18 protein-coding genes are annotated in these 21,452 nt (G+C 72.2%); 15 read left to right on the forward strand and 3 right to left on the reverse strand.

Annotation, left to right across the window (positions count from 1 at the left end):
- Positions 1-249 precede the first annotated feature (249 nt).
- From rpsO to DB033_RS04005, 6 genes are all read left to right on the forward strand, one after another.
- Complete coding sequence (gene rpsO / locus DB033_RS03980) at positions 250-519, forward strand: 30S ribosomal protein S15 (protein WP_111765551.1); 270 nt, start codon at positions 250-252, stop codon at positions 517-519.
- A 185-nt stretch (positions 520-704) separates the two neighbouring features.
- Positions 705-2,927, forward strand: coding sequence for a polyribonucleotide nucleotidyltransferase (locus tag DB033_RS03985; protein ID WP_111765552.1), 2,223 nt, complete (start codon positions 705-707; stop codon positions 2,925-2,927).
- A gap of 97 nt (positions 2,928-3,024) precedes the next feature.
- A complete protein-coding gene (locus tag DB033_RS03990; RefSeq protein ID WP_240615721.1) occupies positions 3,025-4,311 on the forward strand; it encodes a M16 family metallopeptidase in 1,287 nt (428 codons plus the stop codon).
- A gap of 1 nt (position 4,312) precedes the next feature.
- Complete coding sequence (dapB, locus tag DB033_RS03995) at positions 4,313-5,077, forward strand: 4-hydroxy-tetrahydrodipicolinate reductase (RefSeq protein WP_111765554.1); 765 nt, start codon at positions 4,313-4,315, stop codon at positions 5,075-5,077.
- On the forward strand, positions 5,074-5,520 hold the full coding sequence (locus tag DB033_RS04000; protein WP_111765555.1) for a tetratricopeptide repeat protein: 447 nt from the start codon (positions 5,074-5,076) through the stop codon (positions 5,518-5,520). The genes dapB and DB033_RS04000 overlap by 4 nt, the downstream gene beginning before the upstream one ends.
- Before the next feature lie 82 nt (positions 5,521-5,602).
- The gene (locus tag DB033_RS04005; RefSeq protein ID WP_111765556.1) at positions 5,603-6,274 is read left to right on the forward strand and encodes a hypothetical protein; all 672 of its coding nucleotides are present in this window, start codon (positions 5,603-5,605) and stop codon (positions 6,272-6,274) included.
- A 3-nt stretch (positions 6,275-6,277) separates the two neighbouring features.
- Here DB033_RS04005 and DB033_RS04010 read toward each other — a convergent pair whose 3' ends face one another.
- A complete protein-coding gene (locus DB033_RS04010; protein ID WP_111765557.1) occupies positions 6,278-6,796 on the reverse strand; it encodes a GNAT family N-acetyltransferase in 519 nt (172 codons plus the stop codon).
- Positions 6,797-7,001: 205 nt separating this feature from the next.
- Here DB033_RS04010 and DB033_RS04015 point away from each other — a divergent pair, with 205 nt between their 5' ends.
- From DB033_RS04015 to DB033_RS04025, 3 genes are all read left to right on the forward strand, one after another.
- The gene (locus DB033_RS04015; RefSeq protein WP_111765558.1) at positions 7,002-9,644 is read left to right on the forward strand and encodes a discoidin domain-containing protein; all 2,643 of its coding nucleotides are present in this window, start codon (positions 7,002-7,004) and stop codon (positions 9,642-9,644) included.
- A 144-nt stretch (positions 9,645-9,788) separates the two neighbouring features.
- Complete coding sequence (locus tag DB033_RS04020; protein WP_205843635.1) at positions 9,789-11,033, forward strand: winged helix-turn-helix domain-containing protein; 1,245 nt, start codon at positions 9,789-9,791, stop codon at positions 11,031-11,033.
- Complete coding sequence (locus DB033_RS04025; RefSeq protein ID WP_111765559.1) at positions 11,030-12,436, forward strand: gamma-glutamyltransferase; 1,407 nt, start codon at positions 11,030-11,032, stop codon at positions 12,434-12,436. Before DB033_RS04020 ends, DB033_RS04025 begins: the two co-directional genes overlap by 4 nt.
- A 123-nt stretch (positions 12,437-12,559) precedes the next feature.
- Here DB033_RS04025 and DB033_RS04030 read toward each other — a convergent pair whose 3' ends face one another.
- Together DB033_RS04030 and DB033_RS04035 are read right to left on the reverse strand one after the other, a co-directional pair.
- Complete coding sequence (locus tag DB033_RS04030; protein WP_111765560.1) at positions 12,560-13,261, reverse strand: DUF4097 family beta strand repeat-containing protein; 702 nt, start codon at positions 13,259-13,261, stop codon at positions 12,560-12,562.
- Positions 13,262-13,303: 42 nt separating this feature from the next.
- A complete protein-coding gene (locus DB033_RS04035) occupies positions 13,304-13,882 on the reverse strand; it encodes a toxin-antitoxin system HicB family antitoxin (protein ID WP_111765561.1) in 579 nt (192 codons plus the stop codon).
- Positions 13,883-14,008: 126 nt separating this feature from the next.
- Between DB033_RS04035 and DB033_RS04040 the strand changes: the two genes are divergently transcribed.
- The 6 genes from DB033_RS04040 (at position 14,009) to DB033_RS04065 (ending at position 21,452) form a co-directional block, all read left to right on the forward strand.
- A complete protein-coding gene (locus tag DB033_RS04040) occupies positions 14,009-14,551 on the forward strand; it encodes a ferritin (protein ID WP_111765562.1) in 543 nt (180 codons plus the stop codon).
- 3 nt (positions 14,552-14,554) lie between these two features.
- Positions 14,555-15,286: an FAD-dependent thymidylate synthase gene (gene thyX, locus DB033_RS04045; RefSeq protein WP_111765563.1), complete on the forward strand. Its 732-nt coding sequence runs from the start codon at positions 14,555-14,557 to the stop codon at positions 15,284-15,286.
- A gap of 69 nt (positions 15,287-15,355) precedes the next feature.
- Positions 15,356-16,003, forward strand: coding sequence for a TIGR03085 family metal-binding protein (locus DB033_RS04050; protein WP_157970497.1), 648 nt, complete (start codon positions 15,356-15,358; stop codon positions 16,001-16,003).
- Positions 16,004-16,012: 9 nt separating this feature from the next.
- Entirely contained in the window at positions 16,013-16,942 is a 930-nt protein-coding gene (dapA, locus tag DB033_RS04055) for a 4-hydroxy-tetrahydrodipicolinate synthase (protein ID WP_111765565.1), read from the forward strand.
- Between the two features lie 3 nt (positions 16,943-16,945).
- Complete coding sequence (locus DB033_RS04060) at positions 16,946-18,718, forward strand: ribonuclease J (protein WP_276309195.1); 1,773 nt, start codon at positions 16,946-16,948, stop codon at positions 18,716-18,718.
- A gap of 136 nt (positions 18,719-18,854) precedes the next feature.
- Positions 18,855-21,452, forward strand: a complete 2,598-nt coding sequence (locus DB033_RS04065) for a molybdopterin oxidoreductase family protein (protein ID WP_240615722.1) — start codon at positions 18,855-18,857, stop codon at positions 21,450-21,452.

Here is a 21,452-nt window from a genome sequence, read left to right on the forward strand (position 1 = left end):
GGTGCTGTCCTCCAGCGGCGTCGGGAGGTTCCGCGGCGCGGCGCGGGCACAGCGGCGACGCGGTGGCAGGGTGCCGGATGCGGGCCGTCACGCTCCGCGCCGGACGCGCCACACCCGGTACGGCCGTCGGATCCCCGCTGGTAGACTCAGCGGTTGGGTTCGGCTGCAGTCCGTGGCTGCCGACACCGTCCACCCCCCGGCACACGTCCGGAGCGGGACGATCACGGTACAGAAACACAAGGAGTTGGCGTGGCACTGACCACCGACCAGAAAAAGGGCATTCTCGCCGAGTACGGCCTGCATGACACCGACACCGGTTCGGCCGAGGCCCAGGTGGCCCTGCTGACCAAGCGGATCGCCGACCTGACGGAGCACCTGAAGGAGCACAAGCACGACCACCACACCCGTCGGGGCCTGCTGGGCCTCGTGGGTAAGCGTCGTCGCCTGCTGCGCTACCTGCAGACCGTCGACATCGCGCGATACCGCAGCCTGATCGAGCGCCTCGGCCTGCGCCGATAGCTCACCCGGCTGGGCGGCGACCCGCCGCCCAGCCGAACGCTCCCGGCCCACCGCGTGTCGCACGTCAGACCCGCGCCGGTCCTCGGTAGTGGCCCCCGGACCCCGTCCGGCGGCTTCGATCGATGATCGGCCCCGCTGACAGGCACCGGTGGACGGAGTGACTCACCGTCCCACCAAGGAGATACATGTCAGACGACACCGCTCTGAGCGCCACCGCTGTCCTGGACAACGGCGCCCACGGCACCCGCACCATCCGCTTCGAGACCGGGCGTCTCGCCCAGCAGGCCGCCGGCTCCGTCGCCGCCTACCTGGACGAGGACACCATGCTGCTGAGCGCCACCAGCGCCGGCAAGCACCCGAAGGAGCAGTTCGACTTCTTCCCGCTCACCATCGACGTCGAGGAGCGGATGTACGCCGCGGGCCGCATCCCCGGCTCGTTCTTCCGTCGTGAGGGCCGCCCCTCCGAGGACGCCATCCTCACCTGCCGCCTCATCGACCGCCCGCTGCGTCCGTCCTTCGCCGACGGCCTGCGCAACGAGATCCAGGTCGTCATCACGGTCATGGCCCTGAACCCGGACGTGCTGTACGACGTCCTGGCCATCAACGCCGCGTCCGCGTCCACCCAGATCGCCGGCCTGCCGTTCTCCGGCCCCGTCGCCGGTGTGCGCGTCGCCCTCATCGGCTCCCAGTGGGTCGCCTTCCCGACGCACTCGCAGCTGGAGAAGGCCGTGTTCGACATGGTCGTCGCCGGCCGGTTGGTGGGAGACGGCGACGACAGCGACATCGCCATCATGATGGTGGAGGCCGAGGCCACCGCCGACGCCTACACCCTGATCGGCGAGGGCGCGACCGCCCCCACCGAGGAGATCGTCGCCCAGGGCCTGGAGGCGGCGAAGCCGTTCCTGCGCCAGCTGGTGCAGGCGCAGCAGGAGCTGGCCGCCCAGTCCTCCAAGGAGACCGGCGACTTCAAGCTGTTCCCGGCCTACCAGAGCGACGTCTTCGACGCCGTCAACGAGATCGTCGGTGCCTCCGTCGCCGAGGCGCAGGCCATCGCCGGCAAGCACGAGCGTGAGGCCCGGGTCGACGAGATCAAGGCCGACCTGCTGACCCAGCTCGGTGACCGCTTCGCCGGCCGCGAGGCCGAGATCGGCAAGGCCTACCAGGCGGTCAACAAGAAGACCGTCCGCAACCGCATCATCACCGAGCAGGTCCGTATCGACGGCCGCGGCCTGTCCGACATCCGGACCCTGTCCGCCGAGGTCGGCTACTTACCGCGCGTCCACGGTTCGGCGCTGTTCGAGCGCGGCGAGACCCAGATCCTGGGTGTCACCACGCTGAACATGCTCCGTATGGAGCAGCAGCTGGACACGCTCTCCCCGGAGACGCGCAAGCGCTACATGCACAACTACAACTTCCCGCCGTACTCCACCGGTGAGACCGGCCGGGTCGGCTCGCCGAAGCGGCGCGAGATCGGCCACGGAGCGCTCGCCGAGCGCGCCCTGGTGCCGGTGCTGCCGTCGAAGCAGGAGTTCCCCTACGCGATCCGCCAGGTGTCGGAGGCGTTGGGCTCCAACGGTTCCACCTCGATGGGTTCGGTCTGTGCCTCGACGCTGTCGCTGCTCAACGCCGGTGTGCCGCTGAAGGCCCCGGTCGCCGGCATCGCCATGGGTCTGGTGTCGTCCGAGATCGACGGTGAGACCAAGTACGTCGCGCTGACCGACATCCTGGGAGCCGAGGACGCCTTCGGCGACATGGACTTCAAGGTCGCCGGCACCCGCCAGTTCGTCACCGCGCTGCAGCTGGACACCAAGCTCGACGGCATCCCCTCGGATGTCCTCAAGGCCGCCCTGTCGCAGGCCAAGGACGCGCGGTTGACCATCCTCGACGTCATGAACGAGGCGATCGACGAGCCCGACGAGATGAGCGTCCACGCGCCGCGCATCACCTCGGTCAAGATCCCGGTCGACAAGATCGGCGAGCTCATCGGGCCGAAGGGCAAGATGATCAACTCGATCACCGAGCAGACCGGCGCCGACATCGCCATCGAGGACGACGGCACCGTCTACGTCTCCGCGGCCTCGGGAGAGTCCGCGCAGGCCGCGATCGACATCATCAACTCGATCGCGAATCCGCAGCTGCCCAAGGTCGGCGAGCGCTTCCTCGGCACCGTCGTGAAGACGACCGCCTTCGGCGCGTTCGTGTCGCTCCTTCCGGGACGTGACGGCCTCGTGCACATCTCGAAGCTCGGCAGCGGCAAGCGGATCTCCAAGGTCGAGGACGTCGTGAACGTCGGCGACAAGCTGCAGGTCGAGATCGCCGAGATCGACGCCCGCGGCAAAATCAGCCTCGTGCCGGTGGCCGCCGATGCGCCGGCGGCCGCCGACGCGGACGCGGTCTCGGCCAACTGAGACACCCGTACCTCGTACTGACATCGACAACGCCACCATCGTGACGCCGCGTACCCGGACCAAGGTCCTCGAACGTTCGCCCGATGGTGGCGTTGTCATGTTCTCGGAGGTTCCCGGCGGCCTGCGGGTGATCACCGAGAGCGTCCCCGGTTCCCGCAGCGCGTCGGTGGGGATCTGGGTCGGCGTCGGCTCGATCGACGAGACCCCCCGGCTGTCCGGGGCGTCGCACTTCCTGGAACACCTTCTCTTCAAGGGCACCTCGACCCGATCGGGCCGTGACATCTCGATCGCGGTCGACGCGGTCGGGGGCGACCTCAACGCCTTCACCTCGCACGAGTACACCTGCTACTACGCGCACGTGCTCGCCGCCGAAGCGCAGATGGCCGTCGAGCTGGTCTGCGACGTCGTGCTGGACGCCAGCATCGCCCGTGCGGACGTGGACGTCGAGCGGCAGGTGATCCTCGAGGAGATCGCCATGCGCGACGACGATCCCGAGGACGTCCTCAACGACATGTTCTCTTCGACCGTCTTCACCGGTGAGCTTCTCGAGCGCCCGGTCATCGGCACCGTCGAGACCATCGAGCAACTGTCCCGCAGTCAGATCGCCGGGTACTACCGCCGGCGCTACGAGCCGTCGCGGATGGTCGTGTCGGTGGCCGGCGGCATCCAGCACACCGACGTGCTGCGCTGGGTCCGCAAGGCCTTCGGGCCCTACCTGTCGACCGGGACCGCGCCTGTCGCACCGCGTCTCGGTGCCGTCCGCGGGACCCCCCGGGGCGGCGCGCTGACCGTCATCGAACGCGACACGGAGCAGGCCCACCTGTGTGTCGGCGTCCGTGCCCTCGGGCGTGCCGATCCGCGCCGTCACGCGCTCGCCGTGTGGTCGACGGCCATGGGCGGCGGGATGAGTTCCCGGCTGTTCCGTGAGATCCGCGAGGAACGCGGACTCGCCTACTCCTGCTACACCTCGACCTCGGCCTACGCCGGTACCGGGTCGTTCTCCGTCTACGTCGGCTGCCAGCCCGAGAACCTCGCCGAGGCGGTCGATGTCGTCCGGCACGAACTGACCGTCGCCCGTGACGGCCTGACCGACGAGGAGATCACCCGGGCCAAGGGCCAGCTCGTCGGTTCGACCATCCTGGGCCTGGAGGACAGCGAGTCCAAGATGAGCCGGATCGGCAAGAACGAGCTGGTCCGCGGCCGCTACCGCTCCGTACAGGACGAATTGGACGCGATCACCGCGGTCACCGCCGACGAGGTCCTGGCCATCTCGCGTGACCTGCTCGCCCGCCCGGTCAGCGCCGGGCTGGTCGGCCCGTACGCCCGCGACTCGGACACGCCGGCGGCGCTGCGCGCGCTGATCGCCGGCGGGATCGGACTCTGACATGACGACGTCGACGCCGCAGAAGGTGGGTGTGCTCGGTGCCACCGGCCGGATGGGTACCGTGACCTGCGAGACCATCGCCGCGGCCGAGGATCTCGAACTCGTCGCCGCGGTCGGCCGCGGGCCGGGATCGCTGCAGGCGCTGGTGGACGCCGGTGCCGAGGTGGTCGTCGAGTTCACCCATCCCGACGTGGTCATGGCCAACGTCGAGTTCCTCGTCTCGCACGGGATCTCGGTGGTCGTCGGCACGTCCGGCATCAGTGCCGACCGGCAGCGGGAGATGGCGGGCTGGCTCGACGGCCGGCCGGGGGTGGCCGTCGTCGTCGTCCCCAACTTCGCCATCGGCGCGGTGCTGGCCATGCGTTTCGCGCGCGAGGCGGCCCGGTTCTTCGCCGGGGTCGAGATCATCGAGTTGCACCACGCCGGCAAGGTCGACGCCCCCTCCGGTGCGGCCGCGGCGACCGTCCAGGGCGTCGCGGAGGCCCGCGAGGCCGCCGGCTGCGCCCCGATCCCGGACGCCACCGAGAGCGACCCGCACGGGGCCCGGGGGGCCGTCCGCGACGGGGGGGTGCACGTGCACTCGGTCCGGTTGCCCGGACTCGTGGCGCACCAGGAGGTGCTGCTGGGCAACGAAGGCGAACTGCTGACCATCAGGCACGACTCGATGCACCGTTCGTCGTTCATGCCGGGGGTGCTGACCGCCGTCCGTGCCGCCGCCGGGCGCCCGGGCCTGACCGTCGGCCTCGAACCGTTGCTCGGCCTGTGAACCCCCGCCTCGTCGTCGCGCTGCTGTCCGCGGCGCTGATCGCCTACTTCGTGCTCATCGGCGACAAGGCACTCATCCTGTTCAAGGACGGCAGCCCGGCCACGATCGGCCTCGGCGTGGCCGCCCTGCTGATGCCGCTGATCGGCGCGATCCTGCTGTACTTCGAGTTGCGGTTCGGTTGGCGCACCCAGCAACTCGGTCGGCGCCTGGGCGACGAGGGAGGCCTGCCGGAACAGCCGGACCTGCCCACGCGGCCGTCCGGCCGGATCGACAAGGCCGCCGCCCTCCCGCATTTCGAGAAGGCACGGATCGAAGCCGAGAACGACCCGGAGAACTGGCGGGTGTGGTTCCGGCTGGCCGACGCCTACGACCTGGCCGGCGACCGCAAGCGGGCCCGCGCGGCGATGCGCACCGCGATCGAGCTCGAAGCCCGGCGCTCCTGACCGATCCGTCCGCGGCGCCCCGTTCCGGGGCCGACCTGCGGCGGCCCCGGGCCCGGCGTGACCGGCCGTCTACAGTGCGGACGTGGCCGTACCCGGATCATCCGCCGACGAGGACGACGAGCTGCCGGTCGACGTCCGGATCGCCGCCGCGCTGACCCTGACCACCGACACCCCTTCCGCGACCGCCCTCGCGCTCCTGGACGACCGCCGGATCGCCGCGCAGTGGTCGTCCGGGCTGCTCCTCGCCGGATTCGTGCTGCTCGCCGTCCTCGCGCTGCTGTCCGGCCGGGCCGACGGCACCGGACCGACGGTGCTCACCGCCGGTGCGCTCGCGGTGGCGCTCGGGGGCGGCCTGCGGCGATGGCGGATCGAACGCGCCCGGTCGCGCGCCCGGACCGCGGACGCCGCGTTGCCCCGGGCGGAGCGCCTGCTGCTGCTGGCCGGCATCCACCGCGGCCGGCAGGCCAACCGGATCCCGGTGCCGCTGCTGCGGGAACTCGCGCGGTGGCGCGCGGACGCGGCCGTCCCGGAGCTGCTGATGCTCGTCGGTGCGTCCACGGCGCTCTACCTGCCCGGGTGGCAGGACGTCCTGTCCGAGGTGTCCGGGTGGCGGATCGTCGGCGCCGTGGTCCTCGTCGGTGCGCTGGCCCTCCTGGTCGGCACCACGCTGCGGGAACGGGCGCGCTGCCGAAGGTTCCTGGCCGACTCCGCCGGCTGGGGATCCGCCGGAGGCGACGCGGCAACCGCGATCTGACGGTCAGCCGCTGAGCTGCAGATCGAGGGTGCCCGTCCAGCGCCGCTCGGTCATCATCGCCCGCCCGGTGTCCAGAACCCGTGCGCCGCCCGACATCTCCCACCCGACGACCCCGACGAAGCGCCGGGTGGCGGTGTCGGTCTCGGGTACCCACCACTCACCGACCGACGCGCCCGCGTCCCGCAGGGCGGCGGCGGCCGTCGCCAGCAGGCGTCCGCCGTGTCCGCGACGGGCCCACGCCGGACGGACGTGGAGCACCAGGATCCGGCCCGTCGTGCGGTCGTCGGGATCGACCGCGGCGTGGACGAAGCCGACGGCCTCCGCGCCTTCCGTGGCCATCAGCACGGTCTGACTGGTGGCGTGCAGCGCCGCGGTCCACGAGGCGGCGAGCTGCGCGGCCGGGGTCTGGAGGACGTCGTCGGGCAGCAGGCCGGAGAAGGCGGTCCGCCAGACCTCGAGCTGGATCCAGGCCATCGCGAGACCGTCCCCGGCGACGGCCGGGCGGACCTGCGCCTGTGCCATCCGTCGATGATGACATTCCGCGGCCCCGGGCCGCAGCGACCGACCCGACGGAGGCGGTGGGCGGTTCGCGAGGTGTGGCCTGCGTCGCCTTTCTTGCTCGGTTTATCCGCTCTTGACATAGTTCACCGGGGCGACCTCCGTTCGGGGTGCGATCACGTCGTCAACAGGGTGAGACTCGACCACCCGGGTCAGCAGAGGAGCAGGCATGCGGTTCGACGGCGTCGGTACATGGGTGCGGCCGAACAGGCGGCGATTCCTGGGTACGGCGATCGCCCTGGGGGTCGGGGTGGCCCTGCCGCGGACGGCCGCTGCGGCGCCGGCCGTCGGTACCCGGATGGCCGCGGCACCGTCCGACGCGGCGACCGCCCTGCTGCCCGACGTGCCCTGGCACCTGACCGCGCGCCCCTGGCAGCCCTCCGGGCAGGACGCCTCGGGCTTCCTCGACGTCGGTGAGTGGATCGCCCGTGAGCACGCCCGGCACCAGGCCGACGACGGCTCCATCCTGGACGCCTACTCCGGTCGCGAGCAGCAGTACCAGACGCCGTACTTCGCGGTGTCGGTGGCGATGCTGGTCACCCACGGCCGCGCGACCGACCTGCTGCCGCAGGGGATCGCGGCCATGGAGCGGGCCACCGCCGCGCTGTCGCAGGGACGCTCGCGCATCCCGGAGAACCACGGCGAGTTCTACGTGGCCGCGGTGGCCAAAGCGCTGCCGCTGTACCGGCCGCACGTGCCCGCCGCGCAGTACGACGCCTGGCGCACCCGGCTGGCCACGCCTCTGGGATCCATCCTGCAGGGACTCAGCCACAACTGGCGCACTTACGCGATGAAGGGCGAGTGGCTCCGCGCGAAGAACGGTCTGGTCGACCGGGTCCTGGCGACCGCCTGGATCGAGGCGAGCTGGCTCGGCTCGCAGCGGGCGCGCCTGCAGGGGACCCGCTGGAACCAGTACGCGGACCGCTCCGGCACCCCGGACACCCACGTCTACGACGCGGCCGCCCGCAGCAACCTGTTCGCCCTCATCACCGAGGGGTACGACGGCCCGTCGGCGCCCGGGATGACCGCCCTGCTCGAGCGGGGTGCGCTCACCAGCCTGCTCATGCAGGAGCCGTCCGGCCAGAACCCGGCCGGCGGCCGCTCCGGCGACCACGTCTGGAACGACGTGTACTCGGGCAACGTCTTCGCCCAGATGGCCGAGCACCACCGTGAGAGCGACCCGCAGCTGGCCGGCCGCTACCGGCGGGCGGCGTTGATGAACCTGGCGAGCCTTTCCCGGTGGCGCCGTCCGGAGGGCGCCTACTCGGTCACCAAGAACCACTTCGACCCCGCGGACCGGGTCGGCTACGCGAGCTACAGCTGGTTCCAGAACTACAACGGCAACGTGATGTTCCATTCGCTGGAGTCGTTCGAGTCGGCCGCCGCCGAGGTGGCCGCCGTCCCCGAGCAGCCGGTGCCAGCGGAGATCGGCGGCTACGCGTTCGCCACCGATCCCGCGGTGTTCGGCAGCGCCTTCGCCAACGCCGGCGGCATGCACATGCAGGCCGCGCTGGTGGGGGCCGACGAGGTGAGCTACGGCCAGTACTGGACGGTGCTCGGCGTGACCCGCTTCGGGCGGGCGGGCTGGGACGGCCGTCTCGGGCCGTCCAACGGCGTCCGGGACCCCGGGTCGGGCCGTGCGGTGAGTTTCGCCCCGAGCTTCCCGGAGAACGGGGGTTGGTCGCGGCTGGGTGAGCTCGCGGACCGTTACGAGGGCACGGCGTCGTTCGAGTTCGTGCACCCGCTGCTGGTGCGCTGGGCCATCGACTACGCGCCGGCCCGCGGCCGCTCGGGGCCGGCGTTCCGCCACGAGTTCGTGGTGACCCCGGACGGCGTGCTGGCCACCTTGACGTCCGACACCACCGCCTTCGGGGTGACCCTGCCCGTGGTCGAGAACGACGGCCGCCCGCTGGACGTCGACTACGCCGGCGGGGTCGCGTCGACGTCCTACCCGTGGCGCACCGACGAGCAGCACTTCATCGCGACGCAGCCCGCCGCCCGCCTCGACGCCGGCACCGCCGTGGTCCGCGGCGGCATCGGTGACGTCCGCCCGGTGCAGCTGACGGTCCCCGGCGCGACCACCGCCGAGGTGTTCGTCTACCCGCGCAGCGCCGGGGACCCGTCCGCCGCCGAGGTGCGGTCCAGCTTCACCCGGTCCGGCGACGACTTCTCGACTGTCGTGGGGCGGGTCCGCGGCACCCTCTACGTCGGGCGGACCTCGGCCGGCGGCTTCGGCACCGACCTCGACCTCGACGGTGACGGCACGCCCGACGCGCACTTCGACACGGCCTGCAACTTCGTCCTGCAACTCGACGGCGGCACCGTGACCGCGGTGGAGGCCGACCGGCCGGTCACCGCCACCGTCCAGGGCCGGCGCATCGCGCTGCAGGCCTACGTGCCGCTCACCATGGCGGACGCGCCGGTCACCGTCGGCGTGACCGCCACCGCCAGCAGCGCCCAGAACGGCCGGCCGGCCGCGGCCGTGCTCGACGGCGACCCGGCCACCCGGTGGTCGGCGTCCGGCCTGGACGAGACCCTGACGCTGGATCTCGGGTCGGTGCAGGCGGTGTCGGGCGTGCGGCTGGCCTTCTACCGCGGGGACGTCCGGACCGCGACCTTCGACCTGCGCACCTCCGTGGACGGTGCGTCGTGGACGCCGGCGGGTGCCGGCCTGGTCAGCGGCGGCACCTCGACCGACGCCGAGACGTTCACCCTCGGTGGTGTGCGGGCCCGCTACGTGCGGGTGGTCAACCGGGGCAACTCGGAGAACTCCTGGATCGCCGTCACCGGCGCGGAGGTCGTCACCGCCTGACGGGCGGCCGGGCGAACCCCGGTCCGGCCGCGGGAGCCGTCCACCCCGTCCGGGCGCGGGGACGGTCGGACCCGGTCCGCCCCGGGGGACGGTCGGACCCGTCCGGGCGGCTCGACTGTCGGCCCCGGATGAGAGCATGCCGGGGTGCCGACCGTCAGCCCCACCGTCCGGACCCTGACCGCCGCCCAGGCCCGGCGGCTGGCCATCGCCGCGCAGGGTCTCGGCCGCGCCCGCCCGCTCGACGCACCGCCGGCCAGCCGGCTCCAGGTACAGCGGGCGGCGGCCGGGCAGGGACTGCTGCAGATCGACTCGGTCAACGTCCTCGCCCGGGCGCACTACATGCCGCTGTTCTCCCGGCTGGGCCGCTACGACACCGCCCACCTCGACGACGCGGTGTGGCCCACGGCCCCCGGCGTCACCGGGCGCCGGCCGCGACTGCTGGTCGAGGCCTGGGCACACGAGGCCTCCATGGTGCCGTTGGACGTCTGGACCAACCTCTGGTGGCGGCGTCGCGACCACGCGCTCGGACGCTGGAACTCCGCGATCCGGCTCGCCCGCGAGCATCCCGGGGCGCTGGACGAGGTGCTCGCGACGATCGACGAGCACGGTCCGATGACGGCGGGCCAGGTCGAGCAGCACCTCGAGAAGGGCCGGGGCGCCGGCGGCTGGTGGGGATGGTCGGCCACCAAGACGGCGTGCGAGGTGCTGTTCGCCGCCGGGTCGATCGCCACCGCCCATCGCCGCGGGTTCGAGCGCTGGTACGACCTCACCGAGCGGGTGCTGCCGGCGGCGGTGCTGGCCGCCCCGCAGCCGGACGAGACGGACGCCAAGCGCACCCTCGTCGAGATCGCCGTCCGCCGGTGCGGTGTCGGCACGCTGGCCGACATCGCCGACTACTTCCGGATGAGGACCGCCGACGTGGCCGTCGCGCTGACCGACCTGGTGGACGCCGGCGTCGTCGAGCCGGTCGCCGTCGACGGCTGGCGGGAACGCGCCTGGCGGCACGTCGACGTCCGGACCCCGCGGGCGGTCGACGGTGCGGCACTGCTGTGCCCGTTCGATCCGCTGGTCTGGTTCCGGCGCCGCACCGAGCGGCTGTTCGGGTTCCACTACCGCATCGAGATCTACACCCCGCAGGAGAAGCGGGTGTTCGGGTATTACGTGTTCCCGCTGCTGATCGACGACGCGCTCGTGGCGCGGTTCGACCTCAAGGCCGACCGGCAAGCCGGTGCCCTGCTCGTCCAGTCGTCCTGGCTCGAGCCCGGCCGGTCCGCTGACCAGGTCGTTCCCACCGCCCGCGCGGAGCTGCGCCGGATGGCCGACTGGCTGGGGCTGCCCGACGTGGTGGTCAGGCCCAGCGGTGATCTGGCACTAGCGTTGGGCGGGTGACGAGTCGCATCCCCGCCGGCGTCGCCGCCGGTCATCCGGCCACCGCGACCGCCGGCCACCAGGTCCTCACCGCGGGTGGCAACGCCGCCGACGTCGCGTGCGCGATGATCCTGGCCGGTTGTGTCGCCGAGACGATCTTCACCGGTCTCGGTGGTGGCGGGTTCGCCACCTACTACGACGCGGCCAGCGGCACCGTGACGTGTCACGACTTCTTCGTCACCGTACCGGGTCTCGACGGGACCGTCGCCGGCAAGGGTGCGGGGATCGCGGTCACCTTCGGGGGTGGCGTCCCGGTGCCCTACGACGTCGGTGGCCCGACGGTCGCCGTCCCCGGGACGCCGGTGGGCGTGGAGACGCTGCACCGCCACCACGGGTCCCTGGACTGGGCCGACATCGTCCGCCCGGCACGGGATCTGGCGGTCGCCGGCACGGAGTTCCCGCAGCAGCACGCCGCCCTGCTGACCGAGGTGTACCCGGCGTTCATGCTCGACGCCGGCGTCGCCGCCTACTCGACGGACCAGGCGGGTGAGCGGCGGCTGCTGCAGGCCGGTGAACGGTTGTTCCACGACGGACTCGCCGAGACCCTCGACGGCTACGCACGACACGGCTCCGCGCACCTGATGTCCGGTGCCTTCGCCGACGAGCTCATCGCGCGGGTCCGCGCCGACGGCGGCGCGATGTCGCACCAGGACCTGCAGGCGTACCGCTCGCACCACCGTCCGGCCACGGCGACGCCGTTCGCGCAGGCGGTCGTGCACCTGCGGGGCGACGACCTCGACGACATGGGGGCCACCCTGGCCCGACTGGATGTCGACGCGGTCCGGGCCGGCGGCGCGTCCCGGTCGCGGGCGTTGATCGCTGCGCTGGCCGGGGCGCCGAAGCGGTCGGACACCACGTCCTGTGTGGTCGTCGACGCCGCCGGCAATGCCTGTGCCGCAACCCATTCGCTCGGCCTCGGCTCGGGTGTGTGGGTCGGTGGGGTGCACGGCAACTCGATGATCGGCGAAGGTGAGCTGCTGCGCGGGCCGCTGGTTCCCGGCGAGCGGATGGGTTCGATGATGACACCGCTCGTCGCGCTGGACGAGGACGGCCAGCTGCTGCTGGCGGGCGGGGCGGCCGGCGGCAGCCGGATCCGCTCGTCGCTGCTGCAGGTGATGACCGCGGTGCTCGTGGAGGGCCGGCCCGTCGCCGAGGCCATCGCCCGGCCCCGGATGGCCTTCGGCGGCACCCTGGTGCACCTCGAGCCCGGATTCCCGCCGGAGACCGCGGCCGCTCTGGCCGCCGACGGCTACCAGATCCTGGACTGGGCCAACCGCGCGCCGTACTTCGGTGGGGTCTCGATGGCCACCCGCTCCGGCCTGGCCGCCGATCCGCGCCGTGGCGGTTTCGCCATCCCGCTCTGAACCCGCGCAGATGTCCGGGAGAAGAGCCGGGGCACGGGACGAGGGACGGGCACGGTCCACAGGACCGAGCAGGCGCCGGCCGCAGCGCCGGCGACCGGGCCTCGACCCGGGCCCGCCGAAGCGTCAGCCGTCGGACGGCCCCGCGTCGGCGGCGGCCAGCGAGACGGCGCCGGACACGGTGCGTCCCTTGACGGTCAGCGAGCTGCCCTCGAGGTGCTCGACCACCGGCAGGGTGCTGCGCGCGGTACCGGACACCGTGGTCAGCTCGACCTTGGCCGCCACCCCGGCGTGGATCCCGACGTGCAGGGACCCCGACACCGCCGCCAGATCGACGGTGCCGCGGCTCGCGTCGCGGATGTCGATGTCACCGGACACCGTGCGCACCATGGCCCGTCCGTCGGCTCGCCCCACGGCGACCGCGCCGGAGGCGGTCTTGACCTCGATGCGCTCGGCGCGCCCGGTGATCCCGACCGCGGCCGACTCGGTCCGGGCGCGGACGCCCGACCCGGCGGGGGCGGTGATGCGGACGATGAACCCGCTGTGCCAGCGACGGCGGGCCGGCTCGCTGTCGACGATCAGCTTGCCGTTGTCGAACGACACCAGCACGTCCTCGGTGGCGTCGTCGGACGGCCCCGGCGCGGGCTGCTCGGCCGGCGTCCAGCCGGACACCGAGCGGATGACGTCGTCCAGGAAGCCGCCCGGGGCGTCGTCGGCGGTGATCACGTCGACGGTGGTCATGCTGGTGTCGGTCAGCTCGACGGTGACCGCGCCGGCGGCGTTGCGCACCTCGCAGGTGATCGGCTCGGGTGTCAGGTAGTGGTGCATCGGATCCTCCGGAGGCAGGGCTGGTCGGGCGGGGGCTGCGGATCAGCCCTGGACGTAACCGCTGATGGTCTCCCCGCGGGGGGTGTCGCGGTCGTGGCGCTCCGCCTTGTCCTTCCACTTGCGCGGCAGGTCGGTCTTGATGGACTCGGCGACGGCCCGGGAGATGAACGAGTTCAGCGAGACACCCTGCTCGGCGGCGGCCTTCTCGGCCCGGCCCTTGAGCTCGTTGAACATCCGGACCGTGGTCCGGGTGAGGTCACCGCCGGCCTCGGCGAACGTCCGCTCGTGGCCGCGGTCCGTCCCGTCGGCGTCGCCGCCGTCGTCGCGGGCGGTGTCCGGGGTCGCGGCCGGCGTGGCCGTGCCGCCGGGAGCCCGGTCGGCGACCACCCGCACGTCGCGGCCCTCGATGCGGACGTCGACCGTCACCGGGGTGCCACCCGCGGACAGCTGGCGGGTCACCTCCGCGGCCAGGTCGGACAGGGCGTGCATGAGCGCGAGCCGGGCCGACGGCTCCAGGGCGGCGGCAACGGCCGACGCGGCCCGTCGGGTGGCCTCGTCACCCAGGGAGGCCGCCGCGGTCAGGTTGTCGCGGAGTTCGGAGGTGTACGTCGAAAGGTCCATGACACCACTGTGACACCACAGGTGACACCACGCAAGGGAAACGTGGTGTCAGGGACCCGGAGAACGGCGCCGACGCGGCTCCACCGGGCTCCGACCTGCGGCGAAAGGCCCACTAGAGTACGGGGAATGACCCTCGCCAGCGCCAGCCGTTACGTGTCCCTGCTCGGTGACCAGGTCCGCAACGAGCTCGCCGCCAGTCAGCAGTACCTGGCGATCGCCGTGTGGTTCGACTCCCACGACCTGCCCCAGCTGGCGCGGCACTTCTACCGGCAGTCGGTCGAGGAGCGCAACCACGCGATGATGATGGTCCAGTGGATGCTGGACCGGGACCTCCCGGTGACCATCCCGTCGGTGCCCGAGGTGCGCAACGACTTCGCCGAGGTCACCGAGCCGATCGCGCTGGCACTGAGCCAGGAGAAGCAGGTCACCGATCAGATCCGCACCCTGTTCGCCACCGCGCGGGAGGAGAACGACGCGCTGGGTGAGCAGTTCATGCTGTGGTTCCTCAAGGAGCAGGTCGAGGAGGTCGCGTCCATGAGCACGCTGTTGACCATCGCGCAGCGGGCCGGCCGGGACTGGTTCGAGATCGAGACGTTCCTGGCCCGCGAGCTCGTCGGCGACGGCGGCCTCGACACCGACGCGCCGACGGCCGCGGGCGGGGCGCTGTAGCCCGTGCTGCGTGTGCAACTCGTCGGCGCGACCAGCTTCTCGCCGCCCGCCGACGTCCCCTGGGACACCGACGCCGACGGCGGACAGGCGCTGGCCGAGTTCGCCGGCCGCGCGTGCTACCAGTCGTGGTCCAAGCCGGTGGCCTCGACGGCGACCAATGCGGGCTACCTGCGGCACATCCTGCAGGTCGGGCACCTGTCGGTGCTGGAGCACGCCAGCGCGACCTTCTACGTCACCGGGGTGTCCCGTGCCCTGGCCCACGAGCTGATCCGGCACCGGCACCTGTCGGTGTCGGAGCTGTCGCAACGTCATCATCCCGCCGAGGACGTCGTCGTCCCCACCGCGATCGAGCGCGACCCCGAGTTGCGTGAGCTGTTCCTGACCTCGACGGCGGCGGCCCGGGAGGCCTACACGACCGTCCTCACCGCGCTGGAGGCCAAGGTGGAGACCGCCCCGGCCGGGACGCTCAACCGTAAGCAGGCCCGCCAGGCCGCCCGCTCGGTGCTCACCCACGCCACTCCCACGGTGCTGGTCGTGACCGGCAACCTCCGGGCGTGGCGGCACTTCGTCGGGATGCGCGCCTCCGACGCCGCCGACACCGAGATCCGCGCGCTGGCCGTCACCGTCCTGCGGGAGCTGCTGCAGGTGGCGCCGCACGCGTTCACCGACTTTCGGATCTCCCAGCTCCCCGACGGCTCGGAGACCGCGGCCAGCCCGCTGATCGGCGAGGGCTGACGCTTCCCCGGGTGTCCGTCGGCCCCGCCGGCTGCGTCACCGTCGGCGGTGATGGGTACCGTCGCGTCTGTGCCTGATACCGGACCCACCACCGTCGCCCAGCGCGAGCGGGCCGCCCTCGCGGACCTCTTCGACGAGGTCGGGCCCGACCAGCCCACGCTCGACGAGGGGTGGCTGACCGCCGACCTGCTGCACCATCTGCTGATCCGCGAGGAGCGACCGGACGCCGCCGTCGCGCAGTTCGTCGGACCGTTGAACTTCTGGGCCGAGCGGGTCGTCGACGGGTACCGGAAGCTGCCGTGGGCGCAACGGGTGGACCGCTGGCGGCAGGGACCGTCGGGTCTGAGTCCGGCCCGCATCGGCAGGATCGACGCGGCGATGAACACCGTCGAGCACTTCATCCACCACGAGGACGTGCGTCGCGGGGTGCCCGGCTGGACCGTGCGCACCCTGGACCCGGAGACCGGACAGGCGGTCCTGGACGCCGTCCGCAGTCGGATGTCGGGTCTGCAGCTGAGGAAGCTCGGCGTGGGCGTGCAGGGACGGCTGCCGGACCGGCGGACCTTCCAGATCCGGCTCGGCGACCCGGCCGTCACGCTGGTCGGCGCCCCGAGCGAGCTGCTGTTGTGGATCAGCGGCCGTCGCACCGCGTGTGAGGTGGAAGTCGAGGGCTCACCGGCCGCGCTGGAGATGGTTGAGCGGGCCTCCCGGCGGTAGGTTGAGCGCATGACAACCCTGTTCGCGGGCCCGACCGGGCGTCCGGGACGGCCTTTCGGGACCGTCCTCTCGGCGATGATCACCCCGTTCGACGCCGAGGGCAGGCTCGACCTGAAGGTCGCGGCCGAGCTCGCGACCCGGCTGGTGGACTCCGGCGGGCACGACGGGCTGGTCCTCAACGGCACCACCGGCGAGTGCCCGACGACCACCGACGCCGAGAAGGCGGACCTCATCCGGGCCGTCGTCGACGCGGTCGGCGACCGTTGCACCATCGTCGCCGGCGCCAGCACCTACGACACCGCGCACTCGATCCAGCAGGCCCGGGACGCCGAGAAGGCGGGTGCCCACGGCACCCTGCTGGTCACCCCGTACTACTCCCGGCCGCAGCAGGCCGGCCTGCTCGCGCACTTCACTGCCGTCGCCGACGCCACCGACCTGCCCGTGATGCTGTACGACATCCCGGCCCGTTCGGTGGTGCCGATCGAGGTCGACACCATGCTCCGGCTCGCCGAGCACCCGCGGATCACCGCGGTGAAGGACGCCAAGGGCGACCTGCTCGCCGGCGCCCGGGTGATGAACGAGAGCGATCTGGCCTTCTACTCCGGCGACGACCCGCTGACCCTGCCGTGGATGTCCATCGGCGCGGTCGGCATCGTCAGCATCATCGCCCACGTCGTCGGACCGCACGTCCGCGCCCTGGTCGACGCCGCCAACGCCGGTGACCTCGTCGAGGCACGCCGGATCCACAACCTGCTGATGCCGGCGCACACCGCCATGGCGCGGACCGGCGGCGGCGCCGGCCTCGTCTTCGCCAAAGCCGCCCTGCGCCTGCAGGGTCTCGAAGTGGGCGATCCGCGGCTCCCGCAGCTGCCGGCCACTCCTTCCCAGATCGAGCTGATCGCCGGCGATCTGGACCGAATCCAAGAGCTGAGTAACTGACACGTGAGCAGTGCCAACCAGAATCGCAACCAGAACACCCCGAACCGCGGCGGGTCCAACCAGGGCCAGGGCGGCTACCGGTCGCAGGCGCCCGCGCCGAAGCCGCAGCTGACGCCGCCGCCGAAGCTGGCCGACAACGCCCTGCGCGTCGTCGCCCTCGGCGGGATCGGTGAGATCGGCCGCAACATGACGGTCTACGAGTACCGCGGGAAACTGCTGATCGTGGACTGCGGTGTGCTGTTCCCCGAGGCCACCGAGCCCGGCGTCGACCTCATCCTGCCCGACCTGCGGCTCATCGAGGACCGCATCGAGGACATCGAGGCCGTCGTCATCACCCACGGCCACGAGGACCACATCGGTGCGCTGCCGTGGCTGCTCCGGCTGCGTCACGACATCCCGGTGCTGGGCGCGAAGTTCTCGCTCGCCCTCATCGAGGCCAAGTGCCGCGAGCACCACCTCAAGCCCAACCTGCAGGTCGTCACCGAGGGCGAGCTGCGCTCGACCGGCGACTTCGACCTGGAGTTCTTCGCGGTCAACCACTCCATCCCGGACGCGCTCGCCGTCGGCATCCGCACCGACGCCGGCACCGTGCTGCACACCGGTGACATCAAGCTCGACCAGCTGCCGTTGGACGGCCGCCTCACCGACCTCGGCGGTTTCAGCCGGTTCGGCGACGAGGGCGTCGACCTGTTCCTGGTGGACTCCACCAACGCCGAGGTGCCCGGGTTCGTCCCGCCGGAGCGCGACATCGGGCCGGTGCTCGACTCCTACATCGGTGCCGCCCGCCAGCGGGTCATCGTCGCGTCGTTCGCGTCGCACGTGCACCGCATCCAGCAGGTCATCGACGCCGCCTACAAGCACAAGCGCAAGATCGCCTTCGTCGGCCGGTCGATGGTGCGCAACATGCAGATCGCCCAGGAGCTGGGGTACCTGCACGTGCCGGACGGCATCGTCCGGTCGCTGGACAAGCTGCTCGACCTGCCGCCCAGCCAGGTGGTGCTCATCTCCACCGGCTCGCAGGGCGAGCCGCTGTCGGCGCTGTCCCGGATGGCCCGCGGCGACCACCGCCAGGTCAACCTGGAGGAGGGCGACACCGTCATCCTGGCGTCCTCGATGATCCCCGGCAACGAGACCTCGGTCTTCACCGTGGTCAACGAGCTCGCCCGGATCGGCGCCCAGGTGATCCACCAGGCCAACGCCAAGGTGCACGTCTCCGGTCACGCCTCGGCCGGCGAGCTGCTGTACCTGTACAACGCGGTCAAGCCCAAGAACGTGATGCCCGTGCACGGTGAATGGCGCCACCTGCGCGCCAACGCCAAGCTCGCGAACCTGACCGGTGTCCCCGAGTCCCGCATCCTGCTGGCCCCCGACGGCGTGGTCGTGGACCTCGTCGAGGGCAGAGCGTCGATCGTCGGCGGCTTCGAGGTCGGGCACGTGTACGTGGACGGCAACGCCGTCGGCGACGTCGGGACCTCGACGCTGTCCGACCGCCTGGTGCTGGGCGAGGGCGGCTTCATCTCCATCACCATCGCCATCGACGGGCTCACCGGACGCGCGGTGCAGTCACCGCAGATCTCCGGGCGCGGCTTCTCCGACGACCCGAAGGCGCTCGACGCCGTCCTGCCGCTGATCGAGATGGAGTTGTCGGTCACCGAGGCCGACGGCATCACCGACCCGCACCGCATCGCGCAATCCGTCCGTCGGATCGTCGGCAAATGGGTCGGCGAGGTCTACCGCCGTCGCCCGATGATCGTCCCCACCGTCATCACGGTCTGAGTTCCGCGGACCTCACAGCCGGCTCGGACCGGCGGTGAGGTTGCCGACGCCGCGATGTCATCACCGCGCGGATCCGGACCTCGGCCGTTAACAGGCGGGCACCGGCGACGACACGGACGGGTCCGAGACTCGACGGGTGACCACCTCCCTCGGTACCCCGGGTCGCGGCCGGCCGGCCGGCGCGAGCGGCACCCTGACGCACTGCCCGTACTGCAGCCTGCAGTGCGGCATCCGCATGGTGGCCGGCGACCGGCCCGCCACGCTGCAGCCGCAGGAGGACTTCCCCACCAACCGCGGGGGACTGTGCTCCAAGGGCTGGACCGCGGCGAACCTGCTGGACCACCCGGACCGGCTGCTCACCCCGCTGGTCCGCCAGGTCCGCGGGGACCGGACGTCGGCGTTGCGCCCGGCGACCTGGGACGAGGCGCTCGGTCGCATCGTCGAGGCCATCGGACAGGCGCAGCTCCGGTACGGGCCGGACGGGGTCGGCTGCTTCGGCGGCGGCGGGCTGACCAACGAGAAGGCCTACCAGTTCGGCAAGTTCGCCCGGGTCGCGCTGCGGACCAGCGCGATCGACTACAACGGCCGGTTCTGCATGTCGTCGGCGGCCACCGCCGCCAACCGGGCGTTCGGTATCGACCGGGGGTTGCCCTTCCCGCTCGCCGACATCGCCCGGGCGCAGGCCATCCTGCTGGTCGGCTCCAACCCGGCCGACACCATGCCGCCGGCGATGCAGTACTTCGACGAGGGCCGCGCCGACGGCGCCACGCACATCGTGGTCGACCCCCGCCGCACCGCCACCGCCGCCGGCGCCGCCCTGCACCTGGCGCCCATCCCCGGCACCGACATGGCGCTGGCGAACGGCCTGCTGCACATCGCCATCCGCGAACAGCTGATCGACCGCGCGTTCATCGCCGAGCGCACCACCGGTTTCGACGCGCTGCGGGCGCGGGTGTCCGCCTACTGGCCGGACCGCGTCGAGCGGATCACCGGGATCCCGGTCGCCCAGCTGCAGCAGACCGTGCGCACCCTGGCCCGGGCGTCGTCGGCGATGATCCTCACCGCCCGCGGTGCCGAGCAGCACAGTTCGGGCACCGACATCGCCCAGGCCTTCATCAACCTGGCGCTGGCGCTGGGCCTGCCGGGCCGGCCGTTCTCCGGGTACGGCACCATCACCGGCCAGGGCAACGGGCAGGGCGGCCGTGAGCACGGTCAGAAGGCCGACCAGCTGCCCGGTTACCGCAAGCTGACCGACCCGGCCGACCGGGCGCACGTCGCCGCGGTGTGGGGGATCGACCCCGCCGAGCTGCCGCTGCCGGGGAGGTCCGCCTTCGAGATGCTCGACCGGATGGGCGCCGACGGCGGCGTCCGCGCGTTGCTGGTGCTGGCTTCCAACATCGTCGTCTCCGCGCCGGACGCCAACCGCATCAAGGACCGCCTGGACGCCCTGGACTTCCTGGTGGTCAGCGACATCTTCCTGTCCGAGACCGCGGCGATGGCCGACGTCGTCCTCCCCACCGCCCAGTGGGCCGAGGAGGAGGGCACGATGACCAATCTGGAAGGGCGGGTGCTGCACCGCGTCCGGGCCCTGCCGCCACCCGCCGGGGTGCTGACCGACCTCGAGCTGATGGCCGAGCTCGCCGCCCGGTTGGGCCGTGGCCGGTACTTCAGCAGCGACCCCGCGGTGGTGTTCGACGAGCTGCGCCGCGCGTCCGCCGGTGGCGTCGCCGACTACGCCGGGATCACCTGGGACCGCATCGACGCCGAACAGGGCGTGTTCTGGCCCTGCCCCGACGTGGACCACCCGGGCACGCCGCGGCTGTTCGCCGACCGCTTCCCGACCGCCACCGGCAGGGCGGTGTTCCTGCCCGTGGACTACCGGGCCGCCAACGAGCAGACCGACCTGCGCTACCCCTACCTGCTGACCACCGGCCGGCTCGCCGCCCAGTACCAGAGCGGGACGCAGACACGCCGCGTCCGCACGCTCAGCCACGCCGACCCCAGCGTGACGATGCACCCCGATCTGGCCCGCGCCGTGAGCGTGGCGGCGGGGGATCTCGTCGAGCTCGAGACCCGGCGCGGCCGGGCCACGTTCCGGGCGGTGCTCGACGACACCATCCGCGCCGACACCATGTTCATCCCCTTCCACTGGGGTGGCGTGTCGTCGGCCAATCTGCTGACCGATCCGGCGCTGGACCCACACTCCCGGATGCCCGCGTTCAAGGTGTGCGCCGTCAACGCCACCCGCGTCGGTGGTGCCGACGACGACCACCTGCTGACCGCGCCCGCCGTCCGTCCCGCCGTGGCCGCCGCCCGCCCCGGCGAACCGGCCGACCCCTCCCGTTCCCGCCGCCGACCGCCGCCATCCCACCGAAAGGACGTCTTCATGGCTTCCCAGAACCGATTCCTCCAGGGCATCTATCCGTTCACCGGATCGGGTGTGGACAAGCCCGCGCCGCTGTCCGCGGACCTGGTCCGGTTGGTGCCGGACGGCGTCGTCGCCCAGGCGCTGTACTTCCGCGGCGGCAACACCAGCGACGAGCTGGTCACCGTGGTACTGGTCCGCGACGGCGTCCCGATGCGGTACTTCCCGATCGGCGCCAGGAGTGACGTGCACGTACCGCTGCGCGTGGTCGAGGACATCGAGGGTGGCAGCGCCCTCGAGCTGCACCTCGCCGCGCCCGATGGTCTCACCGGGCATGTCGTGGTCGATCTCGGGATGGTCGAGGTCTGA

Source organism: Nakamurella deserti (assembly GCF_003260015.1).
In the GTDB taxonomy this organism is placed as follows: Bacteria; Actinomycetota; Actinomycetes; order Mycobacteriales; family Nakamurellaceae; genus Nakamurella; species Nakamurella deserti.